Here is a 15,151-nt window from a genome sequence, read left to right on the forward strand (position 1 = left end):
CGTCGTCCGATATCGTGCAGCCCGCAGCATTCGTAGGGGAAAGGCGCAGGTGTGACAGTCGACGGCAGCTACCGGCTTTCCCAGCTCGATGAGCTGGAGGCTGAGTCGATCCATGTCTTCCGTGAGGTCGCGGCTGAGTTCGAGAAGCCGGTGCTGATGTTCTCCGGCGGTAAGGACTCGATCGTCATGCTGCGGCTGGCGGAGAAGGCGTTCTACCCCGCCAAGGTGCCTTTCCCGGTGCTGCAGGTCGACACCGGCTACGACTTCCCCGAGGTCTTGGCCACGCGCGACCGTTGGGTCGACCGGCTGGGGGTGCGGCTGCACGTCGCCTCGGTCGAGCAGGCGATCAAGGACGGCATTGTCGTCGACGACGGCAGGACGCCCCGCAACCGGTTGCAGATCGGCACGCTGCTCAACGCCATCGAGGAGGAGGGTTACACCGCCGCCTTCGGTGGTGGCCGCCGTGACGAGGAGAAGGCCCGCGCGAAGGAGCGCGTTTACTCCCACCGTGACGAGTTCGGTCAGTGGGACCCGAAGAACCAGCGCCCCGAGTTGTGGAGCCTTTACAACGGGCGGATCCATGAGGGCGAGCACATGCGTGTCTTCCCGCTGTCGAACTGGACCGAGCTGGATGTCTGGGACTACATCCGGCGTGAGGCGATCGACATCCCCTCGATCTATTACGCGCACCAGCGCCGGGTTTTCGAGCGGGGCGGCATGCTGTTCTCCGAGAGCGAGTTCAACCCGCTGCGTGACGGGGAGACGGTCACCGAGCGCACCGTCCGGTTCCGCACCGTGGGCGACCTGACGCTCACCGGGTGCCTGGAGTCGGATGCCGACGATCTGGACAAGATCATCGAGGAGGTCGCGGCTTCCCGTATCACGGAGCGCGGCGCCACTCGTGGTGACGACAAGTTCTCCGAGGCTGCCATGGAGGACCGCAAGAAGGAGGGCTACTTCTGATGAGCACGGGCACCGAGACCGGGATGGACCTGCTGCGCTTTGCGACCGCGGGCTCGGTGGACGATGGCAAGTCGACGCTCATCGGGCGGTTGCTGCTGGACAGCAAGGCGATCTTCGAGGACCAGCTGGAGTCGGTGGAGAAGACTTCGAAGGACAAGGGCTTCGACTACACCGATCTGGCGCTGCTGACCGACGGGCTGCGCAGCGAGCGGGAGCAGGGCATCACCATCGATGTGGCCTACCGTTACTTCGCGACGCCGCGGCGCAAGTTCATCATCGCCGACACCCCGGGCCACGTGCAGTACACGCGCAACATGGTCACCGGTGCCTCGACCGCCGACCTCGGTCTGGTGCTCGTCGACGCCCGCCAGGGCATGACCGAGCAGTCGCGTCGGCACGCGGTCATCTTGTCGATGTTGCGGGTGCCGCACCTGGTGCTCGCGGTCAACAAGATGGACCTGGTGGGCTTCTCCGAGGAGCGGTTCCGGGAGATCGAGGCCGAGTTCACGGCCTTCGCGCGCAAGCTTGACGTGCCCGACTCACGTGATCCCGATCTCGGCGCTGCGGGGTGACAACGTCGTCTCGCGCAGCGAGAACATGGACTGGTATGAGGGCAGCAGCCTGCTGCACCACCTCGAGCACGTCTACATCGGCTCCGACCGTGAGATGCGTGACGTCCGGTTCCCGGTGCAGTATGTCGTGCGCCCGAAGTCGGACGAGTTCCACGACTACCGCGGGTATGCCGGTCAGGTCGCCGGCGGCGTCATGAAGCCTGGTGACGAGGTCATCGTCCTGCCGAGCGGGATGACGAGCACCATCGAGGCGATCGACGCCTTCGACAAGCAGCTGGACGAGGCATACCCCCCGATGTCGGTGACCGTGCGGCTCGCCGACGACGTGGACGTCAGCCGCGGCGACATGATCGCCCGGGTCAACAACCAGCCGGAGCAGACCCAGGACCTTGACGCGATGATCTGCTGGATGTCGCCGGGCGCCCTGAAGCCGCGGGCCAAGCTGCTCGTCAAGCACACGACGCGCACGGTGAAGGCGCTGGTCAAGGAGATCGACTACCGCCTCGACGTCAACACCCTGCACCGCGACCAGGAGGCCGAGGAGATCGGCCTCAACGAGCTGGGCCGCGTGCGCATGCGGGTGCAGCAGCCGCTCATGGTCGACCTCTACGAGCAGAACCGGGTCACCGGCAGCTTCATCCTCATCGACCCCGCCACCGGCGTCACCGTCGGGGCGGGCATGATCCGCGGCTGATCAGCCTGCCCGGCCCGGGAGCCGCACCGCACTAGACTCGGCGACCATGACGGAGCAGGCGGGGGTCCCCGCGGACCGGCAGGAGCTGCGCAAGACCCTCAAGCCCCGGTGGGTGTGGGCGGTCGCGCTGGGCTCGGCCATCGGCTGGGGCGCCTTCGTGCTCCCGCAGGACCTGCTCGCGCAGGCGGGCCCGCTCGGGGCCAGCCTCGGCCTGGTCATCGGCGGGGCTCTGATGTGTCTCATCGCGGTGAGCTACGGCCTGCTCATCCGGCACTTCCCGGTGAGCGGCGGGGAGTATGCCTACGCCTTCTCCTTCTTCGGCCGCACCCACGCCTTCGTGGCCGGGTGGGCGCTGGTCCTGGGCTACGTCTCGATCATCGCGCTCAACGCGTCGGCGCTCGCGCTGCTCTTCCGCCGGCTGCTGCCGCCGGTGGTCGAGTGGGTGCCGCTGTGGGAGGTCGCGGGCTGGCAGGTCTACCTCGGCGAGGTCGTCGTGGCCTCGGCCGCGCTGCTGCTCTTCGCACTGCTCAACGCGCGCGGCGGCACGCTGTCCGGGCGGGTGCAGTATGCCTTCTGCCTGGCCATGCTGGCCGCCGTCGCCTGCATGCTCGTCGCGACCTGGCTGCACCCGGACACGCCGCTGTCCAACCTCGAGCCCGGCTTCCCCGAGGGCGTGGCGCCGGTCAGCGCCGTCCTCATGATCGTCGCGATCGCACCCTGGGCCTACGTCGGCTTCGACAACGTGCCGCAGGCTGCTGAGGAGTTCGACTTCTCCCCGGCCAAGGCCTTCGGGCTCATCATCCTGGCCATCGTCGCGGCGGCGGGCATCTACGTCGCCATGCTCCTGGCCACCGCCGTCGCCCAGCCCTGGCCGCAGATGGTCGCCGACGAGCCGGCCTGGGGGACCGCCGACGGACTGGAGACGCTCTTCGGGCCGATCGGGCTGATGCTGCTGGCCGTGGCGGTCGTCATGGGCGTCTCGACCGGGCTCAACGGCTTCTACGTCTCCGCGAGCCGCCTGCTCTTCGCCATGGGCCGCGCGCGGGTGCTGCCGCCGTTCTTCGCCAAGGTCAACGGCGCCGGCGCCCCCGGGCGCGCGGTCTGGTTCGCCGCCGCGCTGTGCCTGATCGCGCCGCTCTTCGGGCGCGAGGCGCTGCTGTGGGTGGTCGACATGACCTCGGTCGGGGTGACGGTCGCCTACACCTACACCTGCCTCGCGGCATACCGGCTCTGGCGGTGGTCGGGCAGCGACCAGGGTGACCCGTCCACCCGGTCGACCGGCCGCAAGGTGCTCAGCGGCCTGGGGGCCCTGACCGGCCTGCTCTTCCTCGGGCTGCTCCTGATCCCCGGCTCGCCGGCACAGCTGGGCACGCCCTCCTGGATCGCGCTCGGCGTCTGGGTGCTGCTGGGCGTCGTCTTCTACGTCATGCGGCTCCCCGCGAGCCGGCAGATCGACGACGAGGAGATGCGCCGCCTGGTGCTGGGCGAGCATGCAGAAACAACTTGGACCACGGACGCTGCGCGATGACCCATCGTGCTGGCTCTACAACGTCAACGAAACTCACGGAGGCACCAATCGTGTCATTGCACGTCGCCGTCCTCGGGCTCGGTTACATCGGCCTGCCCACTGCGGCGATCCTCGCCACCCACGGCCACCGCGTCACGGGAGTGGACGTCAGCGCACGACACGTTGAGGCAGTGAGCCAAGGACGCCTACCGTTCGTCGAGCCCGACCTGGAGAGCCAGGTGGCCGAAGCAGTGAGCACCGGTCACCTGACTGCTCAGCGGCATGCCACGCCGGCAGACGTCTTCATCATCGCCGTTCCCACCCCCTTCGCCGAGGGGTATGCCGCTGACCTCTCCTACGTCGACGCTGCCGTCGACGGCGTCATCCCACATCTCCGGGGTGGTGAACTCATCATCCTCGAGTCGACCTCACCGCCCGGCACCACGCAACGGCTCGCAGACAGAGTCCGCGCAGCCCGGCCCGACCTGAGCACCGACGGCAGCACTGATCACAACATCGCGATCGCGCACTGCCCCGAGCGGGTGCTCCCGGGGCGTGTCATGGTCGAACTGGTCGAGAACGACCGGATTGTCGGAGGCCTGACGCCAGGTGCTGCGGCGCGGGCGAAGGCCATCTACGAGTCCTTCTGCACCGGCTCGATCCATCTCACCGACGCCGTCACCGCGGAGCTGGCCAAGCTCACGGAGAACGCCTTCAGAGATGTCAATATCGCCTTCGCCAACGAGCTCTCACTGATCTCCGAACGACTCGGTGTTGACGTCTTCGAGCTCATCGACTTGGCGAACAAGCATCCCCGGGTCAACATCCTGCAGCCGGGACCGGGGGTCGGGGGTCATTGCATCGCCGTCGACCCGTGGTTCATCGTCTCGGCCGCTCCCGAGCAGTCACGTCTGATCCGCACCGCGCGGGAGGTCAACGACCACAAGCCGGAGCACGTGATCGGTCAGGTCATGGCTGCCGTGGACGACATCAGGTCGCCGGTGATCGCGACGCTCGGCCTGGCGTTCAAGCCGGACATCGACGACATGCGGGAGTCCCCGGCCCTGGAGATCACCGCGCAGCTAGCAGAGCGTCTTCCGGCGGCGACGGTCCTGGCGGTGGAGCCCAATGTCGACATGCTGCCGGAGCGCCTCAGCTCCTTGCCGAACGTCCGACTGGCCTCCTTGGAGGAGGTCGCAGAGACGGCGCAGGTCGCTGCTCTGCTCGTGGATCATCGCGAGTTCAAGGAGAGTCGATGGACGCCGGACATCCCGGTGATCGACACACGTGGTGTCTGGCGGGGAACCGCATGATCGCGCGCAAGCGAGTGATGACGGTCTACGGCACCCGGCCGGAAGCCATCAAGGTCGCGCCCGTTCTCCGGGCCTTGCAGGACCACCCGCGTCTCGAGAGCGTCACCGTCGTGACGGGACAGCATCGAGAGATGCTGGACCAGGTCAACGAGATCTTCGGCATCGTGCCCGATCACGACCTCGACGTCTTCGCCCACGCCCAGAGCCTCAACGCGCTCATGGCCAAGGTCTTCGACCGGCTGGATCCTGTCCTCGAAGCAGAGCAGCCCGATGCCCTCATGGTGCAGGGCGACACGAGCACGGTCGCCGCAGCGGCCATCGCCGCGTTCTACCGCCGCATACCGGTGGTCCATCTCGAGGCGGGGCTGCGCAGCGGCGACATCATGTCGCCCTTCCCCGAGGAGGCCAACCGGCGGATCACCTCGCAGGTGAGTGCCTTGCACCTGGCTCCGACGGCGAGTTCCCGCGACAACCTGCTGCGTGAGGGGATCCATGGCGATGGCGTGGTCGTCACGGGGAACACCGTGATCGACGCCTTGCTGCACACGGTGGCCGAGAGACAGGACTTCGCGGATGAGCGGTTGGCCGAGCTGGAGGCTGCGGGCGGCCGGGTGCTGCTGGTCACCTCGCATCGGCGGGAGAGTTGGGGCGAGGCCATGCATGGCGTCGGGCGCGCACTGCGGCGGCTCGCAGAGGCATACCCCGAGACCACGATCGTGCTGCCCGCTCACCGAAACCCGGTGGTCCGCGAGGCGATCCTGCCCCACCTCGAGGGGCAGGACAACGTGCTGGTGACCGAGCCCCTGGCGTATGCGGAGTTCACCCGGCTCATGAAGCTGGCGAGCGTCGTCCTCACCGACTCGGGCGGGGTGCAGGAGGAGGCCCCCTCGCTCGGCAAGCCGGTGCTCGTGATGCGCGAGAACACCGAGCGACCCGAGGCCGTCGCCGCCGGCACGGTGCGGCTGATCGGCACGGCGGAGGACAACGTCGTCGCCGAGGTCGCTCGGCTGCTCGACGAGCCAGAGGCATACCGAGTCATGGCCAATGCCACGAACCCTTACGGAGACGGCAACGCCACCTCACGATGCATCGCCGCCCTTGCCCAGATGCTGGGCGTCGGGGAGCGCGAGCCCGACTTCTCCGGTTGAGCCGCTGGCCACCGCCCCTCGGGTCTAGTTCTCGCTGGCGGCCTCGTCGAAGGCGAGGGCCCACTCCTCGCCAGTGGGGTTCTCAGACGTCGCCTCACGCAGATCGATCAGAGACACCCGGTCGGTGTTGTCCTTGGCCCAGTCCACAATGTCGTCGGCCACCCCCGTCTCGTAGAGGCCCGACGGCCCCGCCGCGACCAGTACCGGCACGTCGGGAAGCTCCTCGAGCAGCCGGTCGAGCTGCTCCGCGACGTCCTCGTCGCCGCTCGAGCCCCCCAGGGAGATGAGGACAGCGTCCGGTGGTGCGGAGGCATCGATGAAACGGTCGATGCGTCTGGTGGCCTCGCGGATCGTCGTGCCGTCGCGGCTCGCGCTCCACACGTGCAGGTCAGGACCCTCACCGTCGGACAGCTCGATCGGGTCGTTGAAGGCGTCGTCAGCTCTCTCGGCCCAGTGGCAGACGAGGGTAGGACGGTCGGCGGCCTGCCGGTCGGCCCAGAGCTGCACCCACTGCGACTCCAGGTTGCTGTAGCCGTCTCCGATGACGAGAAGATCGGCGTGGTCGCGCCAGGCCGACCTCCAGTCCGCCAGGGTCGGTTCAGCCGGCTCGGTCGTCTCCTGCGGGTCGGAAGACTCGGTGGGCTCGTCGTCCCCGGACATGGTCGAGTCGTCGGAGCTATGGGTGTAGGTCTGCGCCGCGTCACCGTCCTCCGCGTCTTGGGTGGGCGTGGTGCTCGCGCCCGTGGTCGGTGCCGGGCTGTCGGCGACCTGTGCTGACGGCTCGGGCATCTGCCGGACGTTCCACATGGCGTAGCCCGACGCGCCGACCGCCCCCAGCGCCAGCACGACGAGGAGGGTGTTGGCCTGCCGACCGGAGAGCTCCATGGATCAGCTGCTCTGCTTGCTCTTGCGTCGGGCCCGGCGCGACTTTGCACGCTTGCCCTGGGCCTCGAGCGCTGCGTCCGCCTGGTAGCTCTCGTAGGCGTAGGAGTAGGCGTCCGGTCCCTTGGTGGGCAGACGGTTGAGCACGAGGCCCAACACGTTGGCGTCGACCTTCCGCAGGCTGCCCAGCGCCCGGTCGAGCTGGTCACGACGGACAAGCTTGGTGCCGACGACGACGATGACCCCGTCGGCCTGGGTGGACAGGATGGCCGCATCGGTCACGGCCAGCAGCGGCGGGCTGTCGATGATGACGTAGTCGAACCGACCTTCGAGGGTCTCGATGAGACGGGTCATCGCGGCCGAGCCCAGCAACTCGCTTGGGTTCGGCGGGATAGGCCCGCAGCCCAGGACCCACAAGCTGTCCCCCCAAGGCTGGAGCACGTCGTCCAGGTCTGCCCGACCGACGAGCACGTCAGTCATGCCTGCGGCATTCTCGAGTCCCAGGTAGTCGAGCAGTCGCGGGCGGCGCAGGTCACCCTCCACCAGGCAGACGCTGGAGCCCGACTGGGCGAGCGTCAGCGCCAGGTTGGCGGTCGTGGTCGACTTGCCTTCGCCGGGGATGGTGGAGGTGAAGACCATCGTCTTGGGCTGGTTGTCGGCGTCGATGTAGCGCAGGTTCGTGCGCAGCGTGCGGAAGGCCTCGGCGCGCGGGCTGTGGGGGTCGATCTCCACGACGAGGGGGTGCTCAAGGGCCTCCTTGTCGTAGGCGATGGCCCCCACGATGGGCTCCTCGGTGACGCGCTGCACGTCCGTCTCGCCCGTGACTCGTGCGTCGAGAACATCGCGGAGGACACCCGCACCTAAGCCCAGGAGGAGACCGAGGACAGCTCCGAGAAGCAGGTTGCGCGGGACATCAGGCGTGGCTGCAGCGCCTGGGACAGCGGCAGGCTGCACCACCGTCGCCTTCACCGGGCTGTCGCCAGAGGCTTCGACGCGTTCGAGGTCCTGCACCGTCTGGGAGAACTGCTGGGCGACGGCGTTGGTCAGCTCAGCCGCGGTCTGAGGATCCTCATCGGTCACGCTCAGGTTGATGAGGACGGTTCCAGCGGGAACCTGCGCCGTCGTTCGCGCGGATAGTGCTGCGGAGCCGTCCAGGCCGAACTCCTCGGCCACCGTGTCGAGGACGATCGGCGTCGTGACGATGTCGGCATACGTCGCCACCTGGCGCTGCGCGAAGTTGGAGCCCTGTGCCAGGTCTGTGGCGGTGTCTCCACCCGACGTCGAGACGAAGACCTGCGCCTGCGCGCGGTATTGCGGAGTCGTCAGCGCGGTGATCGCCGCGGTGACGAGTAGCACGGCAAGGGACACTCCGACGATGAGGCGCCACTGACGCCTGACGAGGTGCAGATAGTCAGTGAGTTCCACGCATGCTCCGGTGCTGAGAAGGGACGGGTTAGGACGGCGAACCCACCGGCTCACAATAGGGACTCCCCCCTCCTGATTCCACCCACACGCCACAGATGTCAGCTTCTGGAGCGACGTCCGATATCGTGCAGCCCGCAGCATTCGTAGGGGAAAGGCGCAGGTGTGACAGTCGACGGCAGCTACCGGCTTTCCCAGCTCGATGAGCTGGAGGCTGAGTCGATCCATGTCTTCCGTGAGGTCGCGGCGAGTTCGAGAAGCCGGTGCTGATGTTCTCCGGCGGCAAGGACTCGATCGTCATGCTGCGGCTGGCGGAGAAGGCGTTCTACCCCGCCAAGGTGCCTTTCCCGGTGCTGCAGGTCGACACCGGCTACGACTTCCCCGAGGTCTTGGCCACGCGCGACCGTTGGGTCGACGGCTGGGGGTGCGGCTGCACGTCGCCTCGGTCGAGCAGGCGATCAAGGACGGCATTGTCGTCGACGACGGCAGGACGCCCCGCAACCGGTTGCAGATCGGCACGCTGCTCAACGCCATCGAGGAGGAGGGCTACACCGCCGCCTTCGGTGGTGGCCGCCGGGACGAGGAGAAGGCCCGCGCGAAGGAGCGCGTTTACTCCCACCGCGACGAGTTCGGCCAGTGGGACCCGAAGAACCAGCGCCCCGAGTTGTGGAGCCTTTACAACGGGCGGATCCACGAGGGCGAGCACATGCGCGTCTTCCCGCTGTCGAACTGGACCGAGCTGGATGTTTGGGACTACATCCGCCGTGAGGCGATCGATATCCCCTCGATCTATTACGCGCACCAGCGGCGTGTCTTCGAGCGGGGCGGCATGCTTTTCACCGAGAGCGAGTTCAACCCGCTGCGTGACGGGGAGACGGTCACCGAGCGCACCGTCCGGTTCCGCACCGTGGGCGACCTGACGCTCACCGGGTGCCTGGAGTCGGATGCCGACGATCTGGACAAGATCATCGAGGAGGTCGCGGCTTCCCGTATCACGGAGCGCGGCGCCACTCGTGGTGACGACAAGTTCTCCGAGGCTGCCATGGAGGACCGCAAGAAGGAGGGCTACTTCTGATGAGCACGGGCACCGAGACCGGGATGGACCTGCTGCGCTTTGCGACCGCGGGCTCGGTGGACGATGGCAAGTCGACGCTCATCGGGCGGTTGCTGCTGGACAGCAAGGCGATCTTCGAGGACCAGCTGGAGTCGGTGGAGAAGACTTCGAAGGACAAGGGCTTCGACTACACCGATCTGGCGCTGCTGACCGACGGGCTGCGCAGCGAGCGGGAGCAGGGCATCACCATCGATGTGGCCTACCGTTACTTCGCGACGCCGCGGCGCAAGTTCATCATCGCCGACACCCCGGGCCACGTGCAGTACACGCGCAACATGGTCACCGGTGCCTCGACCGCCGACCTCGGTCTGGTGCTCGTCGACGCCCGCCAGGGCATGACCGAGCAGTCGCGTCGGCACGCGGTCATCTTGTCGATGTTGCGGGTGCCGCACCTGGTGCTCGCGGTCAACAAGATGGACCTGGTGGGCTTCTCCGAGGAGCGGTTCCGGGAGATCGAGGCCGAGTTCACGGCCTTCGCGCGCAAGCTTGACGTGCCCGATCTCACCGTGATCCCGATCTCGGCGCTGCGGGGTGACAACGTCGTCTCGCGCAGCGAGAACATGGACTGGTATGAGGGCAGCAGCCTGCTGCACCACCTCGAGCACGTCTACATCGGCTCCGACCGTGAGATGCGTGACGTCCGGTTCCCGGTGCAGTATGTCGTGCGCCCGAAGTCGGACGAGTTCCACGACTACCGCGGGTATGCCGGTCAGGTCGCCGGCGGCGTCATGAAGCCTGGTGACGAGGTCATCGTCCTGCCGAGCGGGATGACGAGCACCATCGAGGCGATCGACGCCTTCGACAAGCAGCTGGACGAGGCATACCCCCCGATGTCGGTGACCGTGCGGCTCGCCGACGACGTGGACGTCAGTCGCGGCGACATGATCGCCCGGGTCAACAACCAGCCGGAGCAGACCCAGGACCTTGACGCGATGATCTGCTGGATGTCGCCGGGCGCGCTCAAGCCGCGGGCCAAGCTGCTCGTCAAGCACACGACGCGCACGGTGAAGGCGCTGGTCAAGGAGATCGACTACCGCCTCGACGTCAACACCCTGCACCGCGACCAGGAGGCCGAGGAGATCGGCCTCAACGAGCTGGGCCGCGTGCGCATGCGGGTGCAGCAGCCGCTCATGGTCGACCTCTACGAGCAGAACCGCATCACCGGGTCGTTCATCCTCATCGACCCTGCCAGCGGGGTGACCGTCGGAGCGGGGATGGTTCGCGGCTGATGCGGCGGCTCGGTCGCCTCCTGCGCTCGAGGACGGCCGTCCTCGTCGCAGGAAAGTTGGCGATGACGGCTGCCCAAGGAGCCGCCCTCATCATCCTGGGTCGGGCTCTCGGCGTGGAGGCCGTGGGCGTCTACACACTTGCCCTGGCCATCGTGTCACCCATCTTTCTCTTCGGGCATCTCCGCCTGCAGGAGAAGGTCGCCACAGACCCCCTCGGGAAGCAGCGATGGCGCAGCTACCGGGGCGCGATGCTCGTGGGGGCGACGCTTGCCCTCGTCTTGAGCGTCATCGTGACAGTGCTCTATCCGACCGACGGGCTGTGGAAGGTGGCCCTCCCCTTGGCGGTAGCCCGCTTCGCCGAGTCCTACGTGCACATGATCCATGGCTACTGGCAGGGCGCGGGCGACATGGCCCGCGTGGCGAGAGCCAACGTCATCAGAGCGATCGGTCTGGTGGTCGGCCTTTCCGGAGGGCTCGCGCTCACGGAGACCGTGGCCGGAGCGACAACTGGCGCAGCAGTCGTTGCCATGCTGCTCGTGCCAGTCCTGGAGGGCTCGGGTCCAGGACCGAGCCTCGACGAGGTGTCTGACTCGACGTGGTCTTTGTTGAGCCACCTCTTGCCCCTGGGAGCGGTGGCGGTGCTGCTCTCCCTCAATCAGACCGCGGTCCGCGTGCTCATCGATCGCGGGGTCGGGGTGCAGGAGTTGGGTGTCTTCGCGGCCACGGCTTATCTCGTCAGGTTGGGGACGATCGTGGCGCAGTCGCTCGGACAGGCTCGGGCGCCTGAACTCCGAGCCGCAGCAGCGAACCACGACTTCGGTGCTGTCGCGCGGCAGGGCCTGGTGAGCGCCGGACATGCGGCCCTCCTCGGCGTCGTCACGGCCGGCGTCATGCTGGTGGTCGGCCCGGCGGTGATGGTCCTCGGCTTCGGGGAGGCGTTCGAACCGTCGCGAGCGCTCATCGGAGCCATCTTCGCGGCAGGCATTCCTCTGTTCGCCTCGACCAGCCTCGCCATGGCAACTGTGGGTATGGGGGAGCGGGGACTCTATCTCTGCGCTGTCGCGATCTCTCTGGTCTCGACGGTCGTCCTCGTCTCCTTCCTCGTCCCCGAGTGGGGAGTAGTAGGTGCAGCCTGGGGTTGGGCCGGCGGGGAGTCGATCAAGACGCTCCTGCTCGTGGGTATCGCGCTTCGACGTCTTCGATCAGGTCAAGACCCCAGCCGCGTGGGAGGTTGATGCGTGATGTCCACGGAACCCGTCCGGCTGATCTATGTCACGGGGTATGGGCGGAGCGGTTCGACTGTCGTCGATCACGTCATCGCCCGCAGCCTCGGGGTCGTCAGTGGAGGAGAGCTCACCAACGTCTTCGCCTGGGCGGCGGAGGAGAGGGAGTGTGCGTGTGCTCAACCAGTCGCGGTTTGTCCCGTCTGGGGCGAGGCGATCAGCGCAGCTCGTCGTGCGAGCCAACTCTCGTTGACGGAGCTGGCCCGAATCACCAGGACCGCGGAGATCGATCGGGACGAAGGTGCGAGCTCCGCGTGGCGCGTGGCGTGGAGCGCCTTCTTTGCTGACTTGTCTGAGCGCGGTTTCACCACCGTCGTGGACTCCTCAAAGTCTGCTGGAGGGAGAGACCGCGTGCGGCTGCTGGCCGAGTGCGACCACGTCGAGATCACCCTCGTCGTCCATCTGATCCGCGATCCCAGAGCGGTGGTGTTCTCCCGCCGGCGTGGGAACAACCTGGCTCTGGAGCGCGGCACCGCGGGCGAGAACAAGACCATCGGTGTGGTCAAGGCCATCGTGGGGTGGTGGCGTGCCAACGCACTGGCCGACCGACAGCGCACCCTGCATCGGTCGGTGGTGTGGCGGTACGAGGAGTTCGTGGGGGATCCGGATGGACATACGGACCATCTTGCGCGGCTCGTGCCCGACCGGGGAGCGCGACGGACTCGGGAGCAGACGGCTCACGCCGTTGCCGGAAACCGACTGGCGCGTTCCGACTGGGACGGGGCCATCAGGCTCGACGACGAGTGGGCCAGTGAGATCTCGAGGCCTTGGCGCATCCTCGGTGGCCTTCTCTCGGCTCTCCGTCGACGGACCTAGGACGCCGCCCGGGACCTCGCTCGGGTCATCCGGGGACTATCGGGATCCGCCCCGTCTTGGCGAAGGTCGGTCTCGCTCATGAGCCACCACGAGACGCCGATGAATAGAGCCAGCGTGATTGAGAAGAAGCCCTCGTAGAAGTTGAGGCTCGTCAGGACTCCCGCCGCCGCCACCAGAACGAAGGCTCGCCGGTCATGCTGCTCGGAGGTCAGCTCTGCCGTCTCGACCGTCCGCAGGATCCGGGCGAGCGGGATCCAGTAGAAGGCGGCGATGGTCAACGTGCCACCGATGACGCCGAGAAAGACCAGATTGGACAAGAAGTGGTTGTGGACCCCGGCTTCCGTGTCCAGGCCATTGATCTCTGCCCAGGCCGAGTGCGGCCAACCGAACGCGGCAGCCCAAGGGTTCTCCGTCAGAAGTCGCACCGCGCCGTAGGCCAACGTGCCCCTCACGGTGACGTTGCGTTCGAAGATGCCCTCACCGACGAGTGCCCTGACGAACCCGAGCTCGGTCAGTGTCGGGAGAGCCTGACTGACCAGGAAGGTGGCAAGGCTGGCTCCTAGCAGGGCGAACCGGGTGAGGACCCATGACCGGGTACGTACCGCCAGGAACCATGTCGCGACGAGGACCGCCGCCGCCAGCATCATGTTCCGCGACTGCCCCATACCGAGAATCACCGCACAGCCACCCAGCAGCAACCATCGGCGAGGGGTGGACATCTGCTTCCAGTACACCAGCACGAAGGCCAAGGCGATCGAGAGGATGATTCCTTGCTCACCGTAGCTCCGCGGAACGCCGGCCGTCTTGAAGAACGGCATGGGAATGCCGAAGGTTCGCGCTGGCAGAGGTCGTTCGAAGAGAGCGAATCCCGTGACGCCGATGAAGGCAGCGAGAGTTGCGAGGACGAGGAATCCGATGAGGTACGTAGCCAGGCCGCGACGAAAGGCCCGCGGGGTTGCCATGAGCAGAGAGACGCTCAGGGCTGCGAGGATGAGCGCCCAGCGTGACGCGGCGAAGGTGATTTCGGCCCCCTCGTGCAGCGCGACAACTCGCACCGAGTACAGGGTGGTTGCGAGCACCGAGAGACCGAGCACCAGCATGTGGGAGGTCGTGAGCCAGCGGTGAGCGCCGGTGACGAGGGAGTAGATGATCGTGAGGTAGGCGAGGCCGGCGACGAACAGGGGAGCGGCAAGTGCCTCGACTCCACCACTCGTGGGTCGTGGCAGCAGAGGCAGGAAGAACAGGCTGAGCAGGGCCAGGGACTGCGCGAGGTCGTTCCGAGTTGCGGATCTGGTCACGTCAGACCCCCTCAGCTCGGTAACCCAGAGGCTCCGCCTCGTCGGCAACCACAGACCATGCCGCTGACGACCAGGAGTCAGGCCAGGACCTCCACCCTCCGGTGGAGAGGCTGAATCCTCGGGTGCCCGCGACGCGGCCGGCTTCCCGGCCGAGGTCGTGGTCGTGGTCGTGGTAGTCCAAGACGTCGGGGCTCCAGGTCAGCCCGAAGTGGTCCGTCACCGCGTGCAGGGTGTCGTCGGGATGCGCACAGAGATCTTCATACCGGATGCTGAGTGTCTGTCGGGGGTGATCCACTGCGAAAGAGCGCAGGCCGCGGGCGAGAGTTGCCCAGTACCTGGCCGCGCTGAGCACCAGTTCCTCACCCGTGCCCTGCGAACCCAGCGCAGGATGACGGACGGTGCCCCCCTTCGTGAAGGAGTGGATCTGGTCGAGGGGGTGCCGCTGCATGACAAGGAATGCCGCATCCGGGAACAGCGTCCTGATGCCGTCGGGCATCTCCGCGTACCGCGGTGACTTGTCGGCCCAACCGGACGCGGCTCCCCTTCCCTCGGCATAGGTGTCCAGCGGGTTGCGGGCGGCCTGTGACAGCAAGCGGCGGACATCGACTTCCTCGTAGCCCAGGTCGCGATATCCGGCCATGCTGGCGTCATCTGCCATCACCTGCGCGATGGGAGCCATGAAGTCAGTCTCCGGCGGGACTGCCAGGTCGGGATGCGAATCGAGACAGTAGCGCAGGAGTGTGGTCCCGGATCGGTAGGGCGAGAGCACGAACCGTGCCGGAGTGTTGCTGACAGCCACCGAGGCGTGGATGACACGCACCCGCGTTCTGCCTCGAATCACTTCTCCGTAGGCTCGCCGAGCCGACTCCTTGAGTCGCATCAGCCGAACCTGCATCGCGTTGCGGGCCAT

At 67.1% G+C, this 15,151-nt stretch carries 11 protein-coding genes and 2 pseudogenes; 9 read left to right on the forward strand and 4 right to left on the reverse strand.

Going from position 1 to position 15,151, the window contains the following annotated elements; all coding sequences use genetic code 11:
* The first annotated feature begins 51 nt into the window (after positions 1–51).
* The 5 genes and pseudogenes from cysD (SGUI_RS12260) (at position 52) to wecB (ending at position 6,197) form a co-directional block, all read left to right on the forward strand.
* A complete protein-coding gene (gene cysD / locus SGUI_RS12260; RefSeq protein WP_066640717.1) occupies positions 52–963 on the forward strand; it encodes a sulfate adenylyltransferase subunit CysD in 912 nt (303 codons plus the stop codon).
* 23 nt (positions 964–986) lie between these two features.
* Positions 987–2,229 (forward strand): annotated as a pseudogene (locus tag SGUI_RS12265) (sulfate adenylyltransferase subunit 1).
* A 46-nt stretch (positions 2,230–2,275) separates the two neighbouring features.
* Positions 2,276–3,757 carry an APC family permease gene (locus SGUI_RS12270; RefSeq protein WP_066640721.1) on the forward strand — a complete coding sequence of 494 codons (1,482 nt, stop codon included), beginning with the start codon at positions 2,276–2,278 and terminating at the stop codon, positions 3,755–3,757.
* A 50-nt stretch (positions 3,758–3,807) separates the two neighbouring features.
* On the forward strand, positions 3,808–5,049 hold the full coding sequence (gene wecC / locus SGUI_RS12275; RefSeq protein ID WP_066640724.1) for a UDP-N-acetyl-D-mannosamine dehydrogenase: 1,242 nt from the start codon (positions 3,808–3,810) through the stop codon (positions 5,047–5,049).
* Positions 5,046–6,197 (forward strand): non-hydrolyzing UDP-N-acetylglucosamine 2-epimerase, encoded by a 1,152-nt coding sequence (wecB, locus tag SGUI_RS12280; RefSeq protein ID WP_066640726.1) that lies wholly within the window; start codon positions 5,046–5,048, stop codon positions 6,195–6,197. Before wecC ends, wecB begins: the two co-directional genes overlap by 4 nt.
* A gap of 24 nt (positions 6,198–6,221) precedes the next feature.
* Here the strand turns inward: wecB and SGUI_RS12285 are convergent, their stop codons facing one another.
* Positions 6,222–7,082: a hypothetical protein gene (locus SGUI_RS12285; protein ID WP_066640728.1), complete on the reverse strand. Its 861-nt coding sequence runs from the start codon at positions 7,080–7,082 to the stop codon at positions 6,222–6,224.
* Positions 7,083–7,085: 3 nt separating this feature from the next.
* Complete coding sequence (locus tag SGUI_RS12290; RefSeq protein WP_066640730.1) at positions 7,086–8,504, reverse strand: tyrosine-protein kinase domain-containing protein; 1,419 nt, start codon at positions 8,502–8,504, stop codon at positions 7,086–7,088.
* Positions 8,505–8,666: 162 nt separating this feature from the next.
* Here SGUI_RS12290 and cysD (SGUI_RS12295) point away from each other — a divergent pair.
* The 4 genes and pseudogenes from cysD (SGUI_RS12295) to SGUI_RS12310 all read left to right on the forward strand — a co-directional run bounded on the left by cysD (SGUI_RS12295) (position 8,667) and on the right by SGUI_RS12310 (position 12,943).
* Positions 8,667–9,576 (forward strand): annotated as a pseudogene (gene cysD / locus SGUI_RS12295) (sulfate adenylyltransferase subunit CysD).
* Positions 9,577–9,599: 23 nt separating this feature from the next.
* Positions 9,600–10,844, forward strand: a complete 1,245-nt coding sequence (locus SGUI_RS12300) for a sulfate adenylyltransferase subunit 1 (protein ID WP_066643362.1) — start codon at positions 9,600–9,602, stop codon at positions 10,842–10,844.
* Between the two features lie 62 nt (positions 10,845–10,906).
* Entirely contained in the window at positions 10,907–12,079 is a 1,173-nt protein-coding gene (locus tag SGUI_RS12305) for a lipopolysaccharide biosynthesis protein (protein ID WP_191090904.1), read from the forward strand.
* Positions 12,080–12,085: 6 nt separating this feature from the next.
* Positions 12,086–12,943, forward strand: a complete 858-nt coding sequence (locus SGUI_RS12310) for a sulfotransferase (RefSeq protein ID WP_066640733.1) — start codon at positions 12,086–12,088, stop codon at positions 12,941–12,943.
* Here the strand turns inward: SGUI_RS12310 and SGUI_RS12315 are convergent.
* Positions 12,940–14,241, reverse strand: coding sequence for a hypothetical protein (locus SGUI_RS12315; protein WP_066640736.1), 1,302 nt, complete (start codon positions 14,239–14,241; stop codon positions 12,940–12,942). The genes SGUI_RS12310 and SGUI_RS12315 overlap by 4 nt on opposite strands.
* A gap of 1 nt (position 14,242) precedes the next feature.
* Positions 14,243–15,151: a sulfotransferase family protein gene (locus SGUI_RS12320; protein ID WP_066640739.1), complete on the reverse strand. Its 909-nt coding sequence runs from the start codon at positions 15,149–15,151 to the stop codon at positions 14,243–14,245.

Origin of the sequence: Serinicoccus hydrothermalis (assembly GCF_001685415.1) — a bacterium.
GTDB classification, from domain to species: domain Bacteria; phylum Actinomycetota; class Actinomycetes; order Actinomycetales; family Dermatophilaceae; genus Ornithinicoccus; species Ornithinicoccus hydrothermalis.

Coding starts and splice junctions, on each gene's coding strand:
- SGUI_RS12285 (WP_066640728.1), bottom strand. CDS start 7,082: ATGGAGCTCTCCGGTCGGCAGGCCAACACCCTCCTCGTCGTGCTGGCG.
- SGUI_RS12270 (WP_066640721.1), top strand. CDS start 2,276: ATGACGGAGCAGGCGGGGGTCCCCGCGGACCGGCAGGAGCTGCGCAAG.
- SGUI_RS12320 (WP_066640739.1), bottom strand. CDS start 15,151: ATGGCCCGCAACGCGATGCAGGTTCGGCTGATGCGACTCAAGGAGTCG.
- SGUI_RS12300 (WP_066643362.1), top strand. CDS start 9,600: ATGGACCTGCTGCGCTTTGCGACCGCGGGCTCGGTGGACGATGGCAAG.
- SGUI_RS12310 (WP_066640733.1), top strand. CDS start 12,086: ATGTCCACGGAACCCGTCCGGCTGATCTATGTCACGGGGTATGGGCGG.
- SGUI_RS12305 (WP_191090904.1), top strand. CDS start 10,907: ATGACGGCTGCCCAAGGAGCCGCCCTCATCATCCTGGGTCGGGCTCTC.
- wecB (WP_066640726.1), top strand. CDS start 5,046: ATGATCGCGCGCAAGCGAGTGATGACGGTCTACGGCACCCGGCCGGAA.